Consider the following 21,312-nt stretch of genomic DNA (forward strand, 5'->3'; position numbering starts at 1 on the left):
GCCTATTGGGCCTGATCGCCGGAAGCAAGCGGAACAAGCTTTCCGGGGTTCATGATCCCGAGCGGATCGAGCGCCTGCTTGATCGCGCGCAGCGTCCGGAGGCGGACCGGATCGGTCAGCCGGACGAACTCGGCGAGCTTGGCCTGACCGATGCCATGTTCCGCAGACAGCGATCCGCCGGCTGCGGCGACAAGGTCATGGATCATGGCGCTTGCAGCCGGGCCATGCTCCGCGATCCAGGCCGACCGGTCCGCAGCATCGGGGGGCAGCAGGTTGAAATGGATGTTGCCGTCGCCAAGGTGGCCGAAGGCAATGATCCGCGACCCCGGGAAGCGGGCTTCGACCCGCTGGCGCTGGCGCTCCAGGAAAGCGGGCATTTCCGACACTGGAACCGATATGTCGTGCTTGACCGAGGGGCCATCGATCTTTTCGGCCTCGGAGATCGACTCGCGCAACGCCCAGAGCGCATCGGCCTGCGTCTCGCTCGCGGCAATCGTTGCGTCGAGCACCAGACCCGCGTCGATCGCCGCTGCGAGTGCCGTCTCGAGCGCTTCGACCGGATCGAAGCCGGCCTGCGCGCCGACAGCTTCGACCAATATGTTCCAGGGATAGTGCTCGGTGAGCGGCGCCCGTGCGCCCGGGATCTTCTCGAGCACCAGCGTGAGCGCATTGGCCGGCACCAGCTCGAAGCTTTCGACCGCCTCCCCGGTGCGCTCCTCGAGCTGCCGCAGCAGCGTGAGGGCGGCCTTCGGGCTGGCGACACCGACCCATGCGACCGCGCGGGACGCAGGGGCAGGCACCAGCCGCAGGGCCGCGGCGGTGATGACGCCCAGCGTTCCCTCGGCGCCCGTCAGCAACTGCCGCAGGTCGTAGCCACGATTATCCTTGCGCAGGGTGGCGAGGCCGTCGAACAGCGATCCGTCCGGCAGAACCGCCTCGATTCCCAGCACGAGCGCACGCATCGGGCCGAAGCGCAGCACTTGCGTGCCGCCGGCGTTGGTCGAGACCAGCCCGCCGACCGTGGCCGAACCCTTGGCGGCGAGCGATAGCGGAAATCGGCGCCCGATCGTGCCGGCAGCGTCGTGCAGATCGGACAGGATCACGCCCGCCTCGGCGATGGCTGCGTTGTCGTCGGCCGATAGCGACCGGATCCGGTTCATCCGCCGCAGCGACAGCAACAGCGTCGATCCGTCGGCCGCCGGCGTCGCGCCCGCGACCGTGCCGGTGTTTCCGCCCTGGGGCACCAGTGCGACCCGTGCTTCGGCCGCCAGGCGGACGATGCCGGCGACCTGCTCGCTAGTGGTTGGGGCGAGTAGCGCAGCGCTGTCGCCATGATAGCGCTCGCGCCAATCGGTGAGCCAGGGCGCGATCAGGTCGCGGTCGGTGACGAAGCCTTGCGGCCCGAGCAGGGCGGCGAGCTTGTCGAGCAGCGCCCGATCCGGAGAGTTTAGGCCGGTCATGACGGGAACATAATGCAGCCCCGACGCGATTTGCCAGTTAATCCGCTGTTCAAGCGATTGCGCCGAAGGACGATGGGGTTAGGGTGACCTCGAAAACGGGGCCAGCACAAGGGTGGATAATCGATCGTGAAGCTGGGCCGTCTGCCGCGACTAATGTGGATCGGTGCTGCGTTGACGTTGCTGCTGCCGGTCGCCGGCTCCGGGGTCAGCGCCAGCGAAGGCGCGCGCCCGATCCAACTTGCGCAGCTTACCATCGAGCAGTCGCTGATCGTGCGGGTGCCGCGCCGAGTGCCGCCCAAGCCGCTCAAATGGACATCGAAGAAGGGCCCCAAATGCGTTCCGATGGCAGCGATCGCGGGTGCCGCAGTTGTCGCCGATGACGCGATCGACCTGGCGTTGCGCGGCGGCCAGCGGTTACGGGCGCATTTTTCGTCGAACTGCCCGGCACTCGATTATTACTCCGGCTTCTATATCCTGCCGACCGAGGACGGCAACATCTGCGCCGATCGCGACGTGATCAGGACCCGGGCTGGCGGGCAATGCGAGATACTGCGTTTCCGAAGGCTCGTTCTGGACAAATGAGGCCCTGATACCGGGCCATTTACCTTGACAAATCTCGGCTTCGCGCCCAAGCGCGGCGGTTCAAGCGGGGCTTCGCGCCGCCTATTTCCGGATATATTATGTCGTTTGCCGATCTCGGCCTTTCCGATGAACTCCTCCGCGCCGTGTCGGAGTCCGGCTATACCGAGCCGACCCCCATTCAGTCGCAGGCGATCCCGCCTGTCCTGATGATGAAGGACCTCATCGGCATCGCGCAGACGGGAACGGGCAAGACCGCCAGTTTCGTGCTGCCGATGATCGACATCCTGGCACATGGCCGAAGCCGCGCTCGCATGCCGCGGTCGCTGATCCTCGAGCCGACCCGTGAGCTCGCGGCGCAGGTTGCTGAGAATTTCGAAAAATACGGTAAATATCACAAGCTTAGCATGGCTCTGTTGATAGGCGGCGTGAACATGGGCGAGCAGGTTGCGGCGCTCGAAAAGGGTGTCGACGTTCTGATCGCGACACCGGGCCGGCTGATGGACCTGTTCCAGCGCGGCAAGATTCTGCTGACCGGTTGCAGCATGCTTGTCATCGACGAGGCCGACCGCATGCTAGACATGGGCTTCATTCCCGATATCGAGGAAATCTGCACCAAGCTTCCGGCCCAGCGGCAGACGCTGCTCTTCTCGGCGACGATGCCGGCGCCGATCAAGAAACTGGCCGACAAGTTCCTGTCGAACCCGAAGCAGATCGAAGTGTCACGTCCCGCGAGCGCAAACCTGTCGATCGACCAGGCGCTGGTCGAGACATCCAGCCGCGCCAAGCGCGATACCCTGCGCGACCTGCTCAAGGTCGAGGATGTCACGAGCGCACTGGTTTTCTCGAACCGCAAGACGACGGTGCGCGACCTGGCTCAAAGCCTCGCGCGCTATGGCTTCCGGGCGGGGCAGATCCACGGCGATATGGAACAGCCCGAGCGTCTGCGTGAACTCGACCGCTTCAAGGCCGGTGAGATCAACATCCTGGTCGCATCCGACGTCGCCGCCCGTGGGCTCGACATCAAGGGCGTCAGCCATGTCTTCAATTTCGATGTGCCCTGGCATCCCGACGATTATGTCCATCGGATCGGCCGGACCGGCCGCGGCGGGGCAACCGGCAAGGCGATCACCCTCGTCACGCCCGAAGATGCCGAAGCCGTCGAGGCAATCGAAAAGCTGACGGGTCACAAGATCGCTCGGAGCGGTGGCACAAAGCCGTCCGCTTCCGCAGAAAACGCCGAGACCGAGGCTGCAGCCGAGGTGCGGCCGGCCCGTGGGCGCGGACGGCGCGAACGCGTGCCGTCGCCGGCTGAAGCGACGGCTGCACCGCGCGAAGTTCGCGCGCCGCGCCGCGAACGGCCTGCGCAGGAGGCGCCCCGCGCGCCCCGTCCCGCGCGCGCGACCAGTTCCGAAGAACGCCGCGCGCGCCGCGAGGATCGCGACGACGGCCCCGATGAGGGATGGAACGGTCCGGTGCCGAGCTTCCTCGAGGTCCGGCTGGGCTAGCCAAGCCTTTCTCTTCTCGGCGGGAGGGGTAGTTTCATTCCCCGTGCCCGCGCGTGGCTTCCCAAAGCTCACGGAACTTGCGCCGCCAGCGCCCTCGGTTGCGCTCACGGCGCTCGCGGCGGCGTGTCCGCACGTCTTCGAACAGCTGGCGGGTGCCGCGACGCAGAAAACCGCGGAACAGGCCGCGGTTCGACAGCGGTTCCCATCGCTCGTCGACCGATTCAGGGTCGAGCAGTTCACTGGTGCCGATCGACAATGTCGCGTCGCTCCACTCGCCGGGCTCGAACGGCACCAGCGTCTTGCCCTCGCCGCGCAGGCACTCGACGGTGGCAACCAGCGATTTCGTCCGCTCGAAGACCGAGCGGACCATCTCCGGGGTGGTGCCAAGATGCTCGGCCATCAACCTTTCGCGGAGGCTGCGGATCGCCGGATCGGGCGTGTCGCCAGAAATGCCACCCACCGCGATGTCGCATTCGCTGTCGAGCCCCATCGAGCGGTTGTTCATGTTCGAGGAGCCGACCCGAAGGATGACGTCGTCGACGATCATCAGCTTGGAGTGGACATAGATCGGCTTCCCGGCAGTTGTTACCGGCGTGTAAATCTGGAAGCGATCATGGGTGTCGAGCTCGGCTAGCGTGAAGAAAAGCGCCGCCCGCGCGCTGCCCATCACCGCCTCCTGGAGCCAACCATCGGCACTGATCGGATTGACGATCACGATTTCCGGCCCATCCTTCTCCACCAGCCGGTGCGCGAGCGCTTCGGCAATCCGGCGCGACGCGAAATACTGGTTGTCCGCATAGATGAAGCGGCGCGCGGCAGCGATCATGTCGATATAAAGCTGCTCGATCTCGCGAGCCTCGTCGACGCCATCTGCTTTGGGAACGGTGCGGGCGATCGCGACATCCTGGTCGCGCAAGAGCGGCTCGACGTGCTCAGGCCACAGCCCGTGGCGACGAGTGGGGGACGGCAATTGGCGGCCCGTCGCCCGCTGCCAGCGCTCCCGCGCAAGCTCGCCAAGCGATGCAGCGGCCTCGCCTTCTATCATCGCGGCCGTGTCGTGCCATGGCATATAGGATTTGCCGCCGGGCAGCCGGCGCCGCGGATCCTCGTCGCGATGTTCCGGGGTGTCCCAGCGATCGGATGTCATGTCGATGCCGCCGCACAGGGCAATGCTGTCGTCGATCACCAGGATCTTCTGGTGATGGGTGGCGCCGATCGGATGGCTGCTGTCGAAGCGGATCGAGACATGCCGCGACATCCGCCACCGCGCGAGAGTGAAGACCGAAAGGCCGCGCGCGAGAAGCTTGATGAAGCCCATATTCCAGATCAGCAGGTTGATCCGGAGATCCGGCCGTTCGCGGGCGAGCCAGGGGATGAACTGGGCGAGGCAGTTGGGCGACTCGGCGTCGCCGTCTTCGGGATCCAGCAGGATGCGCGGATCGACATCCCAGCCGACGAGGATGATCTGTTCGCGCGCGCGGAGCATTGCGTCGCGCGCGATCCGGAAATAATCGGCGGCGTCGACGATCACGGCGATCTTGGTCGCCCGATCTATCCGCCAGCAATTGGATCCGGTCTGGAAGAACCCATCAGACAGTTCCCGCACGCGATCGATTTTCAACTCCATTTGGGCCCCGTAACATTCTCGTCGGGACCCTAACGCTCCGCAGGTCGTTTCGTTGCCGCGGGATCTGATGACGATGACGCCAACCCTATATCGCTGCGCGACGGGTTGCGATAGGAAACCGCTGACGCGCGCCCGCGGGTTGATGCGCTGTCGGGGTCGGGCGATTTCTGCCTGCAACCCGAAATCGCGACCTGATTGAGCTGAGGTCGCGTTGACGGGCCGGCTGGAACAGGTATCCCGACCGCGCGTTGGGACGGCCACTCGTAAAAATGATCGGGTGCTGGATTGAAATTGGGGGCCATGAATAAAAGCGAGACATTGGGGGGGCCTCTTACCGAAGACGGCCGCTACCGCCTCCTTGTCGACTCCATCACCGACTATGCAATCTACATGCTCGACGTCACGGGCGATGTGATCAACTGGAACGCCGGGGCGCAGCGCCTGAAGGGTTATACGGCGGAAGAGATTGTCGGCAGGAACTTCACATGTTTCTATCGCAGCGAGGACCGGCAGAAGGGATTGCCAGCCGCGGCGTTGGCAACCGCCGCAGCCGAGGGAAAGTTCGAGACCGAGGGCTGGCGGGTCCGCAAGGATGGTTCGACCTTTTTGGCCCACGTCGTCATCGACCCGGTCATGGACGAAGCCGGAGAGTTGATCGGCTTTGCCAAGATAACACGCGATCTGAGCGAGCGAGCGGAAGCCGAGAAGACTCTCAAGCGCAGCGAGGAGCAGTTCAGGCTGCTGGTCCAGAGCGTCACAGACTACGCGATCTTCATGCTCGACGCGCAGGGCTATGTTTCTAGCTGGAACGCGGGGGCGGAGCGGATCAAGGGCTATAAGCCCGGTGAGATCATCGGTGAGCATTTCTCCCGCTTCTATTCGGCGGACGATCGAGCCTCCGGCGAGCCGCAACGTGCGCTGGCCGCGGCGCAATATGAGGGGCGCTTTTCCAAGGAGGGCTGGCGCTATCGCAAGGATGGCTCGCGCTTCTGGGCGAGCGTCGTGATCGACCCGATCCGGAACGACGATGGCGCGTTGGTCGGCTTCGCGAAGATCACCCGCGACCTGACGGAACGCGAGGAAGCCCAGCGAGAACTGGAGAGGGCGCGCGAAGCGTTATTCCAGGCCCAGAAGATGGAGGCGATCGGACAGCTCACCGGCGGTGTGGCCCACGACTTCAACAATCTCCTGATGGCGACGCTCAGCAGCCTGGAGCTGCTCCGCAAGCGGGTGGTCGACGATCCGCAGGCGCTTCGGCTGCTCGACAATGCGACGCAGGGCGCGCGGCGTGGCGCAAGCCTGACCCAGCGCATGCTTGCCTTCGCGCGCCGGCAGGATCTGAAGCCCGTACGTGTCGAAATCCCGATGCTCATCCGCGGCATGACGGACCTCATCAACCGTTCGCTCGGGCCATCGATCAACGTCGAAACGCGCTTCCCGCTCAGTCTGGATGCGGTCACAGCCGACATCAACCAGATGGAGATGGCGCTGCTGAACCTGGTAGTAAACGCGCGCGACGCGATGCCACAGGGCGGCGAGATCACTATCGCCGCAGAGGAGAGGATGGTCGGTCCCGGCGCCAAGGATGGGCTTGCGCCCGGACGCTATGTGAGCCTGAGCGTCACCGACAGCGGCGAAGGCATGGACGGCGAAACGCTTTCCCGGGCGATGGAGCCGTTCTTCACAACCAAGGGAGTGGGCAAGGGCACCGGGCTTGGCCTGTCGATGGTGCATGGACTGGCCGAACAGTCCGGTGGCCGTTTCTTCCTAGAGAGCGAACCCGGAAAGGGCACCACCGCGGCTCTCTGGCTCCCAATCGCCCCGTCCGGTACCCTCTCGGCGGGAGCGATACCCGAAGCGAGCCCTCCCTCCGGCACCCGGCCGCTGACGGTGCTCGCGGTTGACGACGACGGGCTGGTGCTGATGAACACCGTCGCCCTGCTCGAAGACATGGGGCATCTGGTGTTCGAGGCAAGTTCGGGCGATGAGGCGCTGGCGATCTTCGAGCGCGAGCCGGGTATCGACCTGGTGATTACCGACCAGGCGATGCCGAACATGACCGGCGTCCAGTTTGCGGAGCAGGCGATGGCGCGGCGACCTGGAGTGCCGTTCATCCTCGCCACGGGCTATGGCGAACTGCCGCCGGGCGCGGACCCGGCGATGCGCAAGCTCGGCAAGCCATTCTCCCAGGCCGATCTGGAGCGGGCGATCTCCGACCTGTTCAACGCTCCAGCGGTTTGATCTTCGTTCCGGACGGCATGTCGTCCAGCGGCGGCACTGCCGACGCAGCAGCGACGACATCAGCAACAATAGCAGCGCGATACAGGCGTTGCTCGAACACCAGCGCGCGCGCTTGCCGATCGTTAGCCTCTCACCGCTTGCAGCAGTCGTTCGGCTGCCTGCGCCCAGCCATGCGCGCGGGCGTGGGCGAGCCCTCCCGCCGCCAGCCTGTCACGATAAGCTTTGTCGGCGAGCAGGCGCCGGAGCGCGGCGGCGATCGCCTCGGGATCCTGCCCGTCAACCAGCAGGCCTGTCTCGCCGTCGATGATGGCATCGGGGGCCCCGCCGGCGCGTCCGCCGATCACTGCCTTGCCGCAGGCGTTGGCCTCCAGAAAGATCAGTCCGAATCCTTCGGTATCGCCATCTGCAAGGGTGCGGTTCGGCATGGCGAAGAAGCTGCACGACCGATAAAGCTCGCCGAGTTCGGCATCGCTGACGCCGCCCATGAACTGGATTCTGTTGCCCAGGCCAGTGCGCTCGGCCTGCGCCTTCAATGCCGATTCTTGCGGCCCCTTTCCGGCAATCCTCAGTCGAACCTCCGGAAATTTCGCAGCCACCAGCGCGAAGGCGTCGACCAGCCGGTCGAAGCCCTTTCGCTCGATCAGGCGGCCGACGCTCAGGATGAACGGCTCGCTGGCCGCGCAGGGCTGGAAGCGGTCGAGATCGACGCCGGACGTCACGAGTCTGATCCGCTCGCGTGCGACGCCGAAGTCTGAAATCAGGCGATCCCGGGTAAAGCTGGAGACCGCCAGCACCACGTCGCTCGACCGCAGTGCCGGGCCGCGCAGCCGTGCGAGCCGATTATAGCTGGTCTGCACCACCTCCTCGCCATGGGTGTACATCACGATCCGCCAGGGGGTGACGATGCCGAGTAGGATGGCTAGCCAGCCGAGCCCCTGGAGCTCGCCGATCACCACCGTTCTCGCGCCGATGCGAAATGCCTCGCAGAGGACCGCGACGAACACGAAGGCCATTACCGGCAGGTCGATGAGGATCAGGTCCAGCAGCCCCATCCGCCGCCGCAGATGCTCGATCCGCGGCGGACGCAACCAGGCTATCCGGCGGACTGGGTAGGGCTTCGATGCGTCGCTTTCCGTCCATCCCGGGATCGGCTTTGCCATGTCCGGGTCGCGCCATGCGCTCAGCACATGGATATGCGGCGCCCCATGGCGTGCCATCCTGTCGTAGACCATCGGCGTTCCGCCGATCAGCGGTGGGATCATGTTCGTGACCAGCAGGATGGGCGCGTTGCTATTCAATGCCGCACGACCTTCCACAGCGCCTTGATCACGGAGCGTTGGAAAACGAACACGGCGCCCAGCCAGACCGCTGCCAGCAGGGAGGCCGCCTCGATCACTGCCGCGACCGGATTGGCGGGGATGCCGCCGCCGCGCGCGATATCGATCGCAATGCCGGCGGCCCCGACCACCGAGCAGATTGCGATGGCCGGCACGAGGCTCGCCAGTACTTCGCGCAGGGAAAACAGCTTGAGCCGTGTGCCCAGCCTGATCGCCGCAGCGGCATAAATGAGGGAAACCCCGATCGTGCCGATCGCCACCAGCTCGATATGGGTCCAGCTGAGCAGGGCGAGCATGAGGATCCTGGCGGCCTGTTCGGCAAGGCCGAGGAAGAACAGCGCCTTGGTTTGCCCCAGGCCGTTGAGCGATGCATTCAGCACGACGAACTGGCCCGTGATTGCGGCCGCGATGCACAGCCATGGCGCCGGCGCAATCGACGCCTGCCACTGCCAGCCGTAGAGGCCGATCAGGATCGGTGCGGACTGCGTGGCGATCCCAATCAGGATGGGCGAGAAGATGCAGCCGAACAGCCGCATGCGCAGCAGCAGCGTGGAATGCGCGTCGATACCGCTGCGCAGCTCATGTGCGACCAGTGGCGAGAGAATGCTCAGCACCGGCGGCGCCGCGTAGTTCCACAGCATGCGCGGGAGCATCTCGGCCCGGTCGAGAAAGGCCGCCGGCGCGATCCCCAGCGCCCGCCCGACGAACAGCTCGTTCAGCCGCGGCCCGAACTGGCCCAGCAGGGTGCCGCCGAGCACCCAGCCGGCAAAGGCCGAGATCGTACGCCACTTCGTAAGCGAGGGACGGAACATGAACCGGGGAGGGCGGCTGAGGATCGAGACGGTGAGACCGACGATGCCGGTGACGAGCGCGGCATAAGCCATCGACAGGCTGCCCCAGCCGTTCAGCGCGAGCGCCACCGCCGTGGCTGCGCCCGTGGCGCTGCCGGCCAGCGTAGCAGCCATGATTGCCTTGAAGCGGAGTGCCCGCGTCAGCAGGCCATGGGCGAGCACCTGGTGGGGCGCGAGAAGATAGGTGATGCAGACGATGCGCAGTATATCGGCAATGACCGGCTCGCGGTAGAAGGCTGCAACCAGCGGCGCGACCGCAAAGATCAGCCCCGCAAAGGCGACGCTCGCGACCATGGCGAGGCCCAGGGCGGTACGAACCTGGGGCTCGTCCAGATCGGGCGCTGCAATCAGGAACATGTTGACCCCGGCGGTGCGCAGCGTCTGCGCCACGACGACCGCCGCTAGGGCGATCGAATAGGCGCCGATCTCGTGGGGCGAGAGCAGGCGGGCGACGATGAGGCTGGCGGTGAAGTCGATCGCGAACTGGACGATCGTCTGCACGCCAACGATCCGCGCCATAGCGCTGCCGCTCATGCTCAACGGATGACGTCCCTTTTATTGCCCCTGGAGGTGACGCTACAACGTCACCCGGCCTTGGGGAAGGCGGCTTGCGCGGAGGCGCAGTAGCATCGCCGTGAAAGTCGATCCGACCTTTCGGGCTTGGCTGGTTTGACACATGGCGCCGGTACAAGCTGCTGATATTTAGGTATATCCGCAGGAACTTCAGCGATATTCCCAATTTAGTACTCGGGGGGCGCAGGAAATCGTAAAAATTTTCTTACCGAAATGAGGCTCCTATGCTAGATATCGGCTCGAAGGTACGGTTTTTTGGGGAAGAAATCGCGCCGGGGGAAGCATCCAGACCAAGCGATATTTCAGTTGATGCTTCTCAACTGTTTGTAGTTGCATTATTTTCTTGGGGGATATCATGAACAAATTCGGCAAGATTCTTGCTGCCGTCCTGATGGTCGGCGCTTCTGCTCCTGCGTTCGCGCAGTCCACGGACACCGAGAGCACCACCGGAACAGTAACGATCATCCGCGGGATCAGCCTGACGAAGGTGACCGATCTGTCATTCGGGACGATCATCCGCCCGTCTTCGGGCAGCGGCACCGTGACGATGAACGCGAGCGACACGCCTGTCGTAACCGGCACCGGAGCCTCGCTGCTGGCGTCGTCGACCCATGCGCGTGCATCCTACACCGCCTCGGGTGAGGGCAACCAGGCTTATACGATCACCGTTCCCGCGACCTTCAACATGGGTGGTCCCGGTACGATCACGGTGACGCTGACGCCGTCCCTGGCGCTGACGGGCAACTTCTCGGGTTCGCTGGGAGCCGCTGGCAGTCTCGTTGGCGGTCCGCTCTATGTTGGCGGCAGCTTCGCGATTACCGATACCATGGCGACCGGTTTCTATACGGGTACCTTCGACACGACCATCGCCTACAACTAAGTTGCTCTTAAGATTCGAAGAGTAATGTGCGTCCGACGGCTATAGTGCCGTCGGCGCGGCGGGGTGGAATATGGGCCGATCGAGCCTTTTGGCATTGCGGTGCGCGCTGCTGGCTTCGCTGTCGGCAAGCGCCGCCCCTTCATGGGCGGCTTCCTCCGCATCGACGAGCGCGAGCGCGTCGATCCTTGCCGCCGGTGCAGCGGTTACCGAGCAACAGACCGTGATCGGTGCGGTGACGCTGCCGCTGACAACCAATATCGGCATCACCTCTGGCGGGCTGAGCCTGCCCTTTCCGCAAAGTTTCGCTGGCCTTGGTGGCATCAGGATCGGAACGGAGTCGGCGTTCCGCGACATTGCCCGAGTCGTGAGCCGGGCGGGATTGCAGCAGGCGAGTTTCACCATTATCGGTGACAAGGATCAGATTATCTCGATCACCGTGCCTTCCTCGATTTCGCTGTCGCGGTTGAGCGGCGATGGTGAAGTTGCGTTCAACCCCGCCATGAACCTGGCGGGGATGGCCGGCGAGGGCCGGTTGATGGCTTCGGCCGATGGTACGGGTGAGCTTGCCTTTGATGTCGGCGGTCGGATGCAACCGTCGCCTTCCGCCACCGCAGGCGATTATGCGGGCGTATTGGAAGTTACCATTCAATATAACTGACTATGGCCGCCGCCGTGCAGCTCGGGATGATATGAACATATGGGTTTGACCGGCATGAAAGCTGCGCCTCGCGCGCTCTGCCAATTGCGAAACGTCGTACGGGTCGCCACGGGCGCCATGCTCCTCACGGCTTGCCCTGCGGCGCTGTCGGCGCAGGGCGTCCCCGGTGGCAGCGCGGTAGCGACCTCTTCGGGAGCAAGCGTCAATCTGACGCCGAAGCGCATTACCTTCGACCGGCCGGGAAAATCGGCGACGGTGTCGGTGGCGAGCACCGGCGGCACGGGCGGCTTCGACGTCGAGATGATCGACCGGGTGATGCTCCCGGACGGCCAGATCGTACCGCTGTCACAGGCCACCGGGCCCGAGGCGGCTCTGCTCAAGTCGGCCAAGCCTTATCTTGTGCTGACGCCGCGCCGCATCCGCATGACGCCAGGCGTGGGCCAGGCGATCCGCGTCCGTGCGGCTGCGACCAGCACGCTGGCCCCAGGCGAATATCGCACGCACCTGACCGTAACGGGCATTCCTCCGGCCGACACCGGCCTGACCGCCGAGCAGGCAGCCAGTCAGCGCGAGGGCAAGCTTGCCTTCCGGATCAATTCGGTCCTGGCGATCTCCATTCCGGTGATCCTGCGCGTTGGACCGATCGATGTTCGCGCCGCCATCGAGCATCCGGCTATCGCATTCGAGGATCTTTCGGCTGACGGCCGCGCGAAGCCGGTGCGGACGGCGGTATTGAAGTTCGAACTTGTCCGGCTGGGGGCCAACTCGCTGTTCGGCGATGTGGAAGTCAGGGGAAGCAAGAAGTTGGGGGGGGAACCGATCGGCGCAGTGCGCGGCATCGGCGTTTATCCGGAAATCGAGCGGCGACAGGTCAGGATCATCCTCACGCGGATTCCCGCGTCGGGCGAGCAGATCGACCTCCAGTTCCGCGACGATGATACAGCACCGGGTGCGATCCTCAGCAAGGCTTCTCTCGCCGCACCGTGAGCCGACCGCCGCATGCGGCGGTCCTGTATCTGTTAGTTGCTTCGGTATCATTTCCTGCAAAAGCCCAAACGACAGACATCGGAGCGATAGCGCCCGCAGCCATGGCGCGAGCGGCGCCCGAGTTGCTCACCGACGATAATCTGCTGCTGGTCGAGGTGATGCTCGATCAGCTCAGCCTGACCGACTCGCTCGGCGCTTATGACAGCGCCGGCGGGCTGCTCATCCCGATCGGCGAACTCGCGCGGCTGCTCGATGTCGACCTCGCCGTGCAACTCGGCGAGCGTCGGATCGTGGGGACGATCGGCCAGGCGCGCCGCCCGGTTCTCGTCGACGTGGCGAGCGGCACCGTGCGCGTGGCGGCGGTAAGCCAGCCGTTATCGCCTAACGACATCGTGGTCGGCGCCAACGAGATCTATGTGCGGGCGCCGCTGCTCGAAAAGATCCTGCCGGTTCGCGCCACCTATGATGGCTCGGCGCTACGGCTCACGCTGGTGGCGCTGGAGGCGCTGCCAATCCAGTCCCGGCTCACCCGCCTCAAGAACATGCGCGGCCTCAAGGGTGACGGTGGCGGTGGCGAAGACGTCTATCGGATAAAATCATCCGCGGCCCTGGCGACCCTGCCAAGTCTCGACGTTTCGCTCGAAGCCGGCGGGCAGAAGCGGACTCCGCATACGCCATATCGCTACGACGTTCGCGCGGGCGGCGATCTGCTGTTCAGCAACTTCCAAGGCTATGTCGGTTCGGACCAGGCGGGGAAACCCGTTACCGCGCGCGCCCTGCTCGAGCGCCGGGATGCTGGTGGCAATGCGCTGGGGCCGCTGGGCCTGACCCGCGTGGCCGCCGGCGACATCTTCACGCCGGCGCTATCGCTGGGCCCGCGCAGCCTGGGCGGGCGCGGCATCTCCTTCAGTTCCGCGCCGCTCACCCAGCAGAGCGTATTCGGCCGCATAGATCTGCGCGGCGAACTGCCGCTCGGCTATGATGTGGAGCTCTATGTCAACGATGTGCTTCGCAGCGGCCAGGCAACGCCGGTGCAAGGCCGCTACGAATTCCGCGACGTGCCACTGATCCGCGGCATCAACATCATCAGGATCGTCGCCTACGGACCGCGCGGCGAGCGGTCGGAAGAAGTGCGTGTGGTCAACGTCGGTGGCGGGCAGCTGGAAAAAGGCCAGTTCGTTCTCGATTTCGGCGCCGCCCAGCAGGAAAAGCCGCTGATCGATCTCCGCGACAAGGAGTCCGGCGCGATCACCTCGCCGGGGGTCGGCGATCTGCGCGTGGCGATGAACCTGCTCTATGGCCTGACCGAGACGCTGACCCTGGCGGGCGGCGTCGCCAGCTATTCGCCGACCGGGCTCGGCGAGCGCCGCATCGTCACGGCCGGCATCCGCACGTCGCTCCGCGGTATCGCTACCCAGATCGACGCCGCGCGCGACGACCGTGGCGGCGGCGGCCTGGCCCTGGCGCTCGCGGGTGACCTGGCTGGAGTGTCCGCGGTCATCCGCCATTCGGAATATCGTCGGGGCTTCGTGGATGAGACGGTCCCGCGCGGGAGCGGCGGTATGGCCTTGGCGCGATCGAGTGCGCTCGACATGGACGTCCAGCTGAAGGCGTGGAAGGATTTCGGACTTCCCGTCTCGATGCGCGTTTCGCGGGACGAGTTCGCCAATGGCGATCTGAGCTGGAATGGCCTGGTGCGGGCATCGAGCCCGGTCGGGGGCGTTTATTTATCGACCGGGCTGGATTTCGAACGTCTTGATCCTGTGGGCGCTAGCCCGACCAACCGCTTGTCCGGAATTCTCAGCGCCTCGTCCTTCGCGATGTTCAAGTGGCAGCTGCGCGCCAATGTCGATTACACGGTGCTGCCGGTCGCCGCAGTTCGCGCCCTGTCGGTGACCGCGGATCGGGACCTTTCGGAGAAGACTGCGCTGCGGCTGGGCGCGGGCCACAGCTTTGGCGGCGAAAGTGCGACGACGCTTCAGATGGCCGCCACCAGGCGCTTCGGTTTCGCCGATATGGCGCTTTCGGCGGAATATAGCGCACCGCACAGCGACTGGCGGATCGGGCTGCAACTGGCCTTCAGCCTCGTGCGGAATCCCCTGGGCGGAGGCTATGGGCTGCAGCGGCCAGGGGCTGCCTCAGGCGGCAACATGGCTTTGCAGGCGTTCATCGATCAGAACGGCAATGGCCGCTTCGACAAGGATGAGGCTCCGGTGGCGGGCGTCGTCATGTCGGGCTCCGCCGGCGACATCGCCACCGATGCCAAGGGGCGGGGGCTCGTCACTGGGCTCGGCTATGGCAGCATCGCGCAGGTTCGCACCAATCTCGACAATGTCGCACTGGACAATATCGCCGCACCGCCGTCAGTGATCGAATTCACACCGCGGGCGGGCACGGTTGCTGTAGTAGACTATCCCATACAGGCGAAGGGCGAGGTGATGATCACCATCTTCGTCCAGCGCGCGGAAAAACGGGTGGGGCTGTCGGCGGTCATGTTGCGTGCGGTGAACCAGAAGGGCGAGGAATATGAGGGCGTCACCGAATATGACGGCAGCGCCCTGTTCGATTCGCTGCGCCCCGGCACATATCATCTCGAATTGGGAGAAGCCCAGGCCCGGCGGCTGAACATGCGGCTCGAACAGCCGGTCAGCTTCACGATATCGAGCGAGGGCGGCGCCGCGCCGGACGTGCAGGCGGTGGTGGTGTTCGACGATGCCCGTTAGGCGCATTTTCACCGCTGGGGCGCTGCCGGCGGTCGCTGCAGGGCTGGTCATGGCGACGGCTCCTGCCGTTGCCCAGACATATACGGTGGACTCGATCACGGCGCCGGCGTTCGGAACGCTTGTCGCCGCGACGATCGGGTCGACTACCTATACCAACAACGGCGTCGTCAGCGTCGCGTCCGGCAGCGGGGTGACCTATGCCGGCCCGGTAACCCGGGGGCTGGTCACTATCCGTTGCGTGGACGGCAGCGGCAATCCCCGTCGATGCAACAATGCCAGCAATTTTGCGCGGGTGACGGTGGGAGCGAATGGCACGATCGGCGGCCGCGCACAGGCCATCTCCAAATTCACGGCTGTCAGCAATAGCGGAACGGTGGGGGCGGGCACCAGCACGGGCGCAGGCCCGCTGAGCTTCCTGTTCTCGGGGTGGACGGCCGCCGGCACGCGCACATTCTACCTCGACGTCGACGTTCCGATCGACGGCGACCAGGTCGGCGGCACGACCGGAGCGGCGAGCTCCGGCTTTTATGTCCGCGTCGACAAGGATCCGGCCGTACCGGTGGCGGGGCTCACGGGGTCCGTGACTGCGACCGTTCGCCGCTCGATGCAAGTCAACAAGTCGACGGACCTGAGATTCGGAACCATCATTCGTCCCCCTAACGGATCTGGTACCATCACCATCACAACGGGTGGCGGCCGCTCGCCAGGGGGCGCCGTACCGCCGATCGCGATGACAGGAGTCGGCCTTGCATATCTCTACGGCGCCGCGACCTATCAGCTGTTCGGGGAGCCGGGCACGGCCTTCACCCTCACGGTCCCTGCCAGTGTCGACCTGCTCGGGCCTTCCAATCACCTGCTCATACCGCTCACCCCGAACATTTCCGGATCGATGAACATGGATCTGTCGGGATCGATGGCGCTCAACATCGGCGGGACCGTGACCATCTCGAGCAGCACCAATACGGGCTTGTACTCCCAGACGTTCAGTGTCTCGGTGGTCTACAACTAGGGCGGCGGCGAGACCTTCATCCGCAACGAGCATGGCGGCCATTATATAAGCACGCCGCAATGCGGATCGCTCATTTTTCTCAAGCGACGAGCGATCTAAAGCCGATCCCGTTCGCCGGGCATATCGGCATGGTGCCGCGCGACGAGCTGGAACGGAGCAGAGTCAGATGGGATGCCGATATCGATCGGTATTCCCATGAAAAATAGCTCTCTTCCCATCTCTGCGAGACGAGGAGCATCCATCTCATGCCCCAGCCGCAAGAGTTCGATGATGTCTGCGCGTACAATCCACCTGTCGCCTTCTATGCCGGCTTTACGCCAGGCTGTGGCCGCGCGCTCCATGTTCTTTGCTATCATGATGTTGATCTACCCGGAGCTGCATTAACCTAAGTGAAACAACAAGGCATAAACTGTTACGGCAGCCGAATGTTTCCGTATCCTTGCACCACGACCGGCGGCAGAGATGGTCGCGAGTAAGGCGCAGACCTGCTCGAACAATGGTCGCTTTTCCTACGCGCAAGGACTCATGGCCGGTGGTGCTTTGGCGGGCCGCTATCGACCGATTTCTTCCTGCAGAGCGGATCCGACCAACCGCTCCAGGCGGGTGACGCGTACAGTCGCGCAGCGCGTGCATCTGCGGACGACACGTTCCGGGTTATGGGTAGCCAGGCGTTTCGCCCAGCGATGTATGCCCCAATGGCAAAGGAAGCTCACAACATTGCTCCAATCCATTTGAAGAGAGCGCGTTTGTTATGAGCGCCTGGATTAATGTTCGATGGCACAACGGTTCATCGAACGCTCATCCGTCGCGTCCGCGCAGCTGGAACCCTAGCTCCGGATGGGCTGACCCCGGAACAACCACGCGGCTCCGGCGCTTGTGATCGCACGATCCGAATGGAGACATGTGTGAGCGGCATTCATCTCCGTATCGCAGTAACCGCCGTGGCGGCATTGCTCGCGGGCTGCGATCGTCAGCCCAGCGATGCGCGCAGCCCAGGAGGCGCAGAAACGGCGATTCCGGAAAAGCTTCATCGGATCTGCTCCAGCCAAGAAAGCCATGCACGGCTGAAGGCTCATATATTCAGCGAGGCGCGGCGCATCGGCCACCGCAAGATCGGCACGTTCGATCGGTTCGCCCAAGGGACTGTGATGCGCGTCGAGCGGCCCGGCGTGAATTTCCACGACCCGCAATTCGAGATCACCGTGTGCAGGGGGAGGATGATACTCGAAGTACCGGCCGGCACGGAGCAGGCCTTCGATGGCCGGCGGCAGCTTATCGCCGACATCAACTATGCGGCGCGCGCCGCGCCCGATGGCAGCGGGCTCATCGACCGCGTGGCGGGGGCCGGGACGGTCATCGATCTGCTGGCCAGGGCCGATCTTGCCGAGCCGACAGCGGCCCCCGCCACAAGCGCGCCGCCATTGTCGCCGCGCGGCTCCGCTCCTGAACCCGCGCCAGCCATTAATCGGGTCGAGCGGCTACCGGCGGAATCCGACAGCAAGGTCGCCGCCAAGCAGCCGACAGGCCGGAAGGAGTCCGAGGACAAGCAGACAGAGAAAAGGAAAGAGAAGAAACAGGAAAAGGACAGAGAAAAGGATACGGCGAAGGACATGGCGGTACAGGTCAAGCCGAGCTTCCCTTGCCGCTATGCCCGTTCGGATGTCGAGAAAATGATCTGTACCACCCCCGAGTTGGCCAGATTGGATCGGCGGATGGCATCGCAATATGACGACGCGCATGCCGCGGTCGATGCCAAGGGGAAGCGCAAGCTGCAGCGGTCGCGGGAGGAGTTCATCAAGGATCGCGATCGCTGTCGTGATGCCGAATGCGTTGGAGACATCTACCGCGGCAGGATGGACGAGATCCACGACATCGAGCGGGGCCGCTCCCCGGAAGCCAAGGCGCGCCGTTTCAGCGTAGGGCGTGTGTTAAAAGGGATCGGCCGTGCGCTCGGCGCAAAACCATCCGGTCAGCGCGATGCCGATAACGGCACCAGCCGGTAGCGAGTGGCGCCGACAGCCCGCTTAATTGCGCGGCCGGCCGCGCTTCAGACGAAGGAGGCTCTCTGCGGCCAACTCGATCGCAGCGGCCCCGACGACAAGGGCGACGGCGCTCCAGACGATCAGCTTGCGCGGAGCCTTCCGGGCCATCGAAGTGACTGTAACAAGTCCGCGCATGACATCTCCCCCACATGCCGGTCGTCCCCGACTCATGGAGATATGCAGTGAACTCGGCAAGCGGCAAGATCGTGCTGCAAACGTGAATGCGGCTTGCGATCAACGTCTCCGTTCAGCCTTGAGGCGGGCCGACGAGATAATGCTCGTCGCTGACATGTTCCATCCAATCGACCATCCTGCCGTCCAGTGCCTCCTGGATAGCGATATGCGTCATTGCCGTGGTGGGCGACGCGCCGTGCCAGTGCCGGTGGCCCGGAGGGCACCAGATGACGTCGCCCGCCCGGATCTCGACGATCGGCTCGCCTTCGCACTGGGTCCAGCCCATGCCCGCGGTCACGACAAGAGTCTGGCCTAGCGGATGAGTGTGCCAGGCCGTGCGCGCGCCGGGCTCGAAGGTGATGCTTGCGACGCCAACCCGGGAAGGCGCTGGCGCGACGGTCAGGTGATCGACGCGAACCGACCCGGTAAACCATTCCGCCGCGCCCTTCTGCGCTGGCTGCGATCCGTTTCGATAGAGTTTCATCTGTGGTCCTGCTGAGCGAGTGCCGGCGTGCCGGCCAATGCTGGCTGCGCTTCGCCAAGGCAGCCGAGCAGGCTTGCGAAGTCGAGCTCTCAAGCTGCTTGGTCCGATTGGCGCACCCGAAGGGATTCGAACCCCTGGCCTCTGCCTTCGGAGGGCAGCGCTCTATCCAGCTGAGCTACGGGTGCGTCGCTGGTGCGCTTAGCAAAGCGATCTGGCCGCCGCTAGGCTTATTTGGGCGCGCCGCTGATCGGCTGGAACTTGCCGAGGCCGCAGCTTGCGCCGCGCATTACCGGCGGGCTGTGCAGCACGGTGATGATGTCGACCGAGCAGAGTTGCGACTGCGAGGTGGCATAGCTGAACTTCTCTTCGAAGCCCAACTCCGGGCAGCGGTATGGAAGGGTGTTCCGGTACACCTTGTTGCCGTTCATATAGAAATCGATCGTCCGGTCATCACGCACGCGGGTGTTCCTGATCGACCGCAGGGGGATGCAGTCGAGCGCTTTCCCGACTGGTTTGATCCTGGCTTCCTGTTCGGGTTTGAGCGGCCGGGCGTCCGCCGACATAGTGATTGCCGCTGCCACCAGCGCGATTGCGCCTGCCATGTTCCTGGTCATCGCCTTCTCCTATTGCCGGAGTCGGCCATCTTCGGGGGCCGCGATCCGGCTTCGCCTTATACGCTTTGTGCGAGCTTTTGGTTGCCATTTTGCGCAGGCGGCGGCGTCTTTGGCTTGTAGGCGCAGAGATCGATCACCGGGCAGCGCCAGCATTCGGGTTTCCGGGCCTTGCAGATGTACCGGCCGTGCAGGATCAGCCAGTGGTGGGCATGCGATCGGAAGGGCTGGGGGGTGACTTTTTCGAGCTTGAGCTCGACCTGGAGGACGTTCTTGCCCGGCGCCAGCCCGGTGTGGTTCGAAACTCGGAAGATGTGGGTGTCCACCGCGATGGTCTCGGCACCGAAGGCGACGTTCATCACCACATTGGCGGTCTTGCGTCCAACGCCTGGCAGCTGCTCCAGCGCCTCGCGGGTCTGCGGCACTTCGCCGCCATGGCGATCGATCAGGATCTGCGACAGCGCGATAACGTTCTTGGCCTTGGTATTGAACAGGCCGATCGTCTTGATGTGCTCCTTGAGTCCAGCCTCGCCGAGATCGAGCATCTGCTGTGGCGTCGTGACCTTGGCGAAGAGCGGGCCGGTCGCCTTGTTGACCCCGATGTCGGTCGCCTGCGCGGACAGCGCCACTGCGACCAGCAGCGTATAGGGGTTCACATAATTGAGCTCGGTCTCCGGCGCCGGATCGCTCTCGGCGAGGCGGCGATAGAATTCGAAGACGTCGGCCTTCTTCATAGGCCGAGGACATCGCCCATGGCGTATCGCCCGGCTGGCCGGCCCTTCATCCACAGGCACGCCTTGACTGCGCCGCGCGCAAAGATCGCGCGGTTCTCCGCGCGGTGGCCGAGTTCGATCCGCTCGCTCTCACCGGCGAACACCACCATATGATCGCCCGCGACCGATCCGCCGCGCAACGAGGCATAGCCGATCGTGCCCTGCTCGCGAGGCTTGTCGTTGCCATGGCCGATACGGTCGTAGCGGCTGAGATCGGCCAGGGTCGACCCCCGGCCTTCCGCCGCCGCCGCGCCCAGCAACAGCGCCGTGCCCGACGGTGCGTCGACCTTGTGGCGATGGTGCATCTCGACGATTTCGATGTCCCAGTCGCTGCCCAGCCGGGTGGCCGCTTCCTTGACGAGATGGGCCAGCAGATTGATCCCGAGCGAAGTGTTCGCCGACTGCAGGACCGACAGACCGCGCGCAGCGGCTTCGTCGATCAGCTTGTGATGTTCGGGTTGCAGCCCGGTGGTGCCGACGACCAGCGGCACCTTCGCGGCGAGCGCGGCTTCGAGATGGCCGGCGAGCGCGGCCGGCGCCGAGAAATCGACGAGAACATCGCTGGCCGCCGCGAGCGAGGCTGTGTCGCGATAGGGACCATGGACGGCGCCCTGCAGATCCACGCCGCCGGCCACGGTTGCGCCGAGGTCGGCCGCGACATCGGCGATCGCGCGGCCCATGCGCCCATTTGCCCCCAAGATGCCGATGATCGCCATGTCCATGCCCCGTTCACTCTGTCGCGCGCTTCATGGCCGTGGAGGCAGGGCGACGCAAGCGCTTCACATGGGGAGCCGG

Annotated in this window: 20 protein-coding genes and 1 tRNA gene; 9 read left to right on the forward strand and 12 right to left on the reverse strand. The window is 64.6% G+C overall.

Annotated elements, in window-relative coordinates; all coding sequences use genetic code 11:
* Positions 1–2: 2 nt before the first annotated feature.
* Complete coding sequence (locus tag AAC645_RS01035; protein ID WP_340313177.1) at positions 3–1,460, reverse strand: FAD-binding oxidoreductase; 1,458 nt, start codon at positions 1,458–1,460, stop codon at positions 3–5.
* 126 nt (positions 1,461–1,586) lie between these two features.
* On the opposite strand from AAC645_RS01035, the gene AAC645_RS01040 reads away from it, so the two are divergent.
* A complete protein-coding gene (locus tag AAC645_RS01040; RefSeq protein WP_340313179.1) occupies positions 1,587–2,042 on the forward strand; it encodes a hypothetical protein in 456 nt (151 codons plus the stop codon).
* 98 nt (positions 2,043–2,140) lie between these two features.
* Complete coding sequence (locus AAC645_RS01045) at positions 2,141–3,547, forward strand: DEAD/DEAH box helicase (RefSeq protein ID WP_340313180.1); 1,407 nt, start codon at positions 2,141–2,143, stop codon at positions 3,545–3,547.
* Between the two features lie 34 nt (positions 3,548–3,581).
* Here AAC645_RS01045 and AAC645_RS01050 read toward each other — a convergent pair whose 3' ends face one another.
* Positions 3,582–5,174 (reverse strand): phospholipase D-like domain-containing protein, encoded by a 1,593-nt coding sequence (locus AAC645_RS01050; protein WP_340313182.1) that lies wholly within the window; start codon positions 5,172–5,174, stop codon positions 3,582–3,584.
* A gap of 300 nt (positions 5,175–5,474) precedes the next feature.
* Between AAC645_RS01050 and AAC645_RS01055 the strand changes: the two genes are divergently transcribed.
* On the forward strand, positions 5,475–7,415 hold the full coding sequence (locus AAC645_RS01055; protein ID WP_340313184.1) for a hybrid sensor histidine kinase/response regulator: 1,941 nt from the start codon (positions 5,475–5,477) through the stop codon (positions 7,413–7,415).
* A 122-nt stretch (positions 7,416–7,537) separates the two neighbouring features.
* Here AAC645_RS01055 and AAC645_RS01060 read toward each other — a convergent pair whose 3' ends face one another.
* Both AAC645_RS01060 and AAC645_RS01065 read right to left on the reverse strand, forming a co-directional pair.
* Positions 7,538–8,713 carry a glycosyltransferase family 4 protein gene (locus tag AAC645_RS01060; protein ID WP_340313186.1) on the reverse strand — a complete coding sequence of 392 codons (1,176 nt, stop codon included), beginning with the start codon at positions 8,711–8,713 and terminating at the stop codon, positions 7,538–7,540.
* A complete protein-coding gene (locus AAC645_RS01065; RefSeq protein WP_340313187.1) occupies positions 8,710–10,137 on the reverse strand; it encodes an oligosaccharide flippase family protein in 1,428 nt (475 codons plus the stop codon). Before AAC645_RS01065 ends, AAC645_RS01060 begins: the two co-directional genes overlap by 4 nt.
* Before the next feature lie 394 nt (positions 10,138–10,531).
* Between AAC645_RS01065 and AAC645_RS01070 the strand changes: the two genes are divergently transcribed.
* Positions 10,532–11,056 carry a DUF4402 domain-containing protein gene (locus tag AAC645_RS01070; RefSeq protein ID WP_340313188.1) on the forward strand — a complete coding sequence of 175 codons (525 nt, stop codon included), beginning with the start codon at positions 10,532–10,534 and terminating at the stop codon, positions 11,054–11,056.
* A 39-nt stretch (positions 11,057–11,095) separates the two neighbouring features.
* Here AAC645_RS01070 and AAC645_RS01075 read toward each other — a convergent pair whose 3' ends face one another.
* Positions 11,096–11,320: a hypothetical protein gene (locus AAC645_RS01075; protein WP_340313190.1), complete on the reverse strand. Its 225-nt coding sequence runs from the start codon at positions 11,318–11,320 to the stop codon at positions 11,096–11,098.
* On the opposite strand from AAC645_RS01075, the gene AAC645_RS01080 reads away from it, so the two are divergent.
* The 4 genes from AAC645_RS01080 (at position 11,289) to AAC645_RS01095 (ending at position 16,433) form a co-directional block, all read left to right on the forward strand.
* Complete coding sequence (locus AAC645_RS01080) at positions 11,289–11,714, forward strand: DUF4402 domain-containing protein (protein WP_340313191.1); 426 nt, start codon at positions 11,289–11,291, stop codon at positions 11,712–11,714. The genes AAC645_RS01075 and AAC645_RS01080 overlap by 32 nt on opposite strands.
* A 39-nt stretch (positions 11,715–11,753) precedes the next feature.
* Positions 11,754–12,701: a fimbrial biogenesis chaperone gene (locus AAC645_RS01085; RefSeq protein ID WP_340313193.1), complete on the forward strand. Its 948-nt coding sequence runs from the start codon at positions 11,754–11,756 to the stop codon at positions 12,699–12,701.
* A 101-nt stretch (positions 12,702–12,802) separates the two neighbouring features.
* The gene (locus tag AAC645_RS01090; RefSeq protein WP_340313194.1) at positions 12,803–15,424 is read left to right on the forward strand and encodes a collagen binding domain-containing protein; all 2,622 of its coding nucleotides are present in this window, start codon (positions 12,803–12,805) and stop codon (positions 15,422–15,424) included.
* Positions 15,414–16,433 carry a DUF4402 domain-containing protein gene (locus tag AAC645_RS01095; protein ID WP_340313196.1) on the forward strand — a complete coding sequence of 340 codons (1,020 nt, stop codon included), beginning with the start codon at positions 15,414–15,416 and terminating at the stop codon, positions 16,431–16,433. Before AAC645_RS01090 ends, AAC645_RS01095 begins: the two co-directional genes overlap by 11 nt.
* A 95-nt stretch (positions 16,434–16,528) precedes the next feature.
* Here AAC645_RS01095 and AAC645_RS01100 read toward each other — a convergent pair whose 3' ends face one another.
* Positions 16,529–16,789: a hypothetical protein gene (locus AAC645_RS01100; protein WP_340313197.1), complete on the reverse strand. Its 261-nt coding sequence runs from the start codon at positions 16,787–16,789 to the stop codon at positions 16,529–16,531.
* Positions 16,790–17,338: 549 nt separating this feature from the next.
* Here AAC645_RS01100 and AAC645_RS01105 point away from each other — a divergent pair.
* Positions 17,339–18,436 (forward strand): lysozyme inhibitor LprI family protein, encoded by a 1,098-nt coding sequence (locus tag AAC645_RS01105; RefSeq protein WP_340313198.1) that lies wholly within the window; start codon positions 17,339–17,341, stop codon positions 18,434–18,436.
* A 21-nt stretch (positions 18,437–18,457) separates the two neighbouring features.
* On the opposite strand, the gene AAC645_RS01110 is transcribed toward AAC645_RS01105, so the two are convergent.
* The 6 genes from AAC645_RS01110 to dapB form a co-directional block, all read right to left on the reverse strand.
* Positions 18,458–18,610 carry a hypothetical protein gene (locus AAC645_RS01110; protein WP_340313200.1) on the reverse strand — a complete coding sequence of 51 codons (153 nt, stop codon included), beginning with the start codon at positions 18,608–18,610 and terminating at the stop codon, positions 18,458–18,460.
* A 112-nt stretch (positions 18,611–18,722) separates the two neighbouring features.
* Positions 18,723–19,133, reverse strand: a complete 411-nt coding sequence (locus tag AAC645_RS01115) for a (R)-mandelonitrile lyase (protein WP_340313202.1) — start codon at positions 19,131–19,133, stop codon at positions 18,723–18,725.
* A 108-nt stretch (positions 19,134–19,241) separates the two neighbouring features.
* Positions 19,242–19,318 (reverse strand) — tRNA-Arg (locus tag AAC645_RS01120).
* A gap of 42 nt (positions 19,319–19,360) precedes the next feature.
* Entirely contained in the window at positions 19,361–19,747 is a 387-nt protein-coding gene (locus AAC645_RS01125) for a hypothetical protein (RefSeq protein ID WP_340313203.1), read from the reverse strand.
* A 56-nt stretch (positions 19,748–19,803) separates the two neighbouring features.
* A complete protein-coding gene (gene nth / locus AAC645_RS01130) occupies positions 19,804–20,478 on the reverse strand; it encodes an endonuclease III (protein WP_340313204.1) in 675 nt (224 codons plus the stop codon).
* Positions 20,475–21,233, reverse strand: a complete 759-nt coding sequence (gene dapB / locus AAC645_RS01135) for a 4-hydroxy-tetrahydrodipicolinate reductase (protein ID WP_340313205.1) — start codon at positions 21,231–21,233, stop codon at positions 20,475–20,477. Before dapB ends, nth begins: the two co-directional genes overlap by 4 nt.
* Positions 21,234–21,312: the final 79 nt, after the last annotated feature.

Origin of the sequence: Rhizorhabdus argentea (assembly GCF_037861105.1) — a bacterium.
GTDB lineage: Bacteria > Pseudomonadota > Alphaproteobacteria > Sphingomonadales > Sphingomonadaceae > Rhizorhabdus > Rhizorhabdus argentea.

What these genes read in the sequence shown, in the direction of transcription:
- AAC645_RS01095 (WP_340313196.1), top strand. Translation starts at nt 15,414, where the DNA reads ATGCCCGTTAGGCGCATTTTCACCGCTGGGGCGCTGCCGGCGGTCGCT.
- AAC645_RS01115 (WP_340313202.1), bottom strand. Translation starts at nt 19,133, where the DNA reads ATGAAACTCTATCGAAACGGATCGCAGCCAGCGCAGAAGGGCGCGGCG.
- AAC645_RS01070 (WP_340313188.1), top strand. Translation starts at nt 10,532, where the DNA reads ATGAACAAATTCGGCAAGATTCTTGCTGCCGTCCTGATGGTCGGCGCT.
- nth (WP_340313204.1), bottom strand. Translation starts at nt 20,478, where the DNA reads ATGAAGAAGGCCGACGTCTTCGAATTCTATCGCCGCCTCGCCGAGAGC.
- AAC645_RS01065 (WP_340313187.1), bottom strand. Translation starts at nt 10,137, where the DNA reads ATGAGCGGCAGCGCTATGGCGCGGATCGTTGGCGTGCAGACGATCGTC.
- AAC645_RS01110 (WP_340313200.1), bottom strand. Translation starts at nt 18,610, where the DNA reads ATGCGCGGACTTGTTACAGTCACTTCGATGGCCCGGAAGGCTCCGCGC.
- AAC645_RS01090 (WP_340313194.1), top strand. Translation starts at nt 12,803, where the DNA reads ATGGCGCGAGCGGCGCCCGAGTTGCTCACCGACGATAATCTGCTGCTG.
- AAC645_RS01085 (WP_340313193.1), top strand. Translation starts at nt 11,754, where the DNA reads ATGGGTTTGACCGGCATGAAAGCTGCGCCTCGCGCGCTCTGCCAATTG.
- AAC645_RS01075 (WP_340313190.1), bottom strand. Translation starts at nt 11,320, where the DNA reads ATGCCGATATTGGTTGTCAGCGGCAGCGTCACCGCACCGATCACGGTC.
- AAC645_RS01055 (WP_340313184.1), top strand. Translation starts at nt 5,475, where the DNA reads ATGAATAAAAGCGAGACATTGGGGGGGCCTCTTACCGAAGACGGCCGC.
- AAC645_RS01050 (WP_340313182.1), bottom strand. Translation starts at nt 5,174, where the DNA reads ATGGAGTTGAAAATCGATCGCGTGCGGGAACTGTCTGATGGGTTCTTC.
- AAC645_RS01100 (WP_340313197.1), bottom strand. Translation starts at nt 16,789, where the DNA reads ATGATAGCAAAGAACATGGAGCGCGCGGCCACAGCCTGGCGTAAAGCC.
- AAC645_RS01045 (WP_340313180.1), top strand. Translation starts at nt 2,141, where the DNA reads ATGTCGTTTGCCGATCTCGGCCTTTCCGATGAACTCCTCCGCGCCGTG.
- AAC645_RS01035 (WP_340313177.1), bottom strand. Translation starts at nt 1,460, where the DNA reads ATGACCGGCCTAAACTCTCCGGATCGGGCGCTGCTCGACAAGCTCGCC.
- AAC645_RS01125 (WP_340313203.1), bottom strand. Translation starts at nt 19,747, where the DNA reads ATGACCAGGAACATGGCAGGCGCAATCGCGCTGGTGGCAGCGGCAATC.
- dapB (WP_340313205.1), bottom strand. Translation starts at nt 21,233, where the DNA reads ATGGCGATCATCGGCATCTTGGGGGCAAATGGGCGCATGGGCCGCGCG.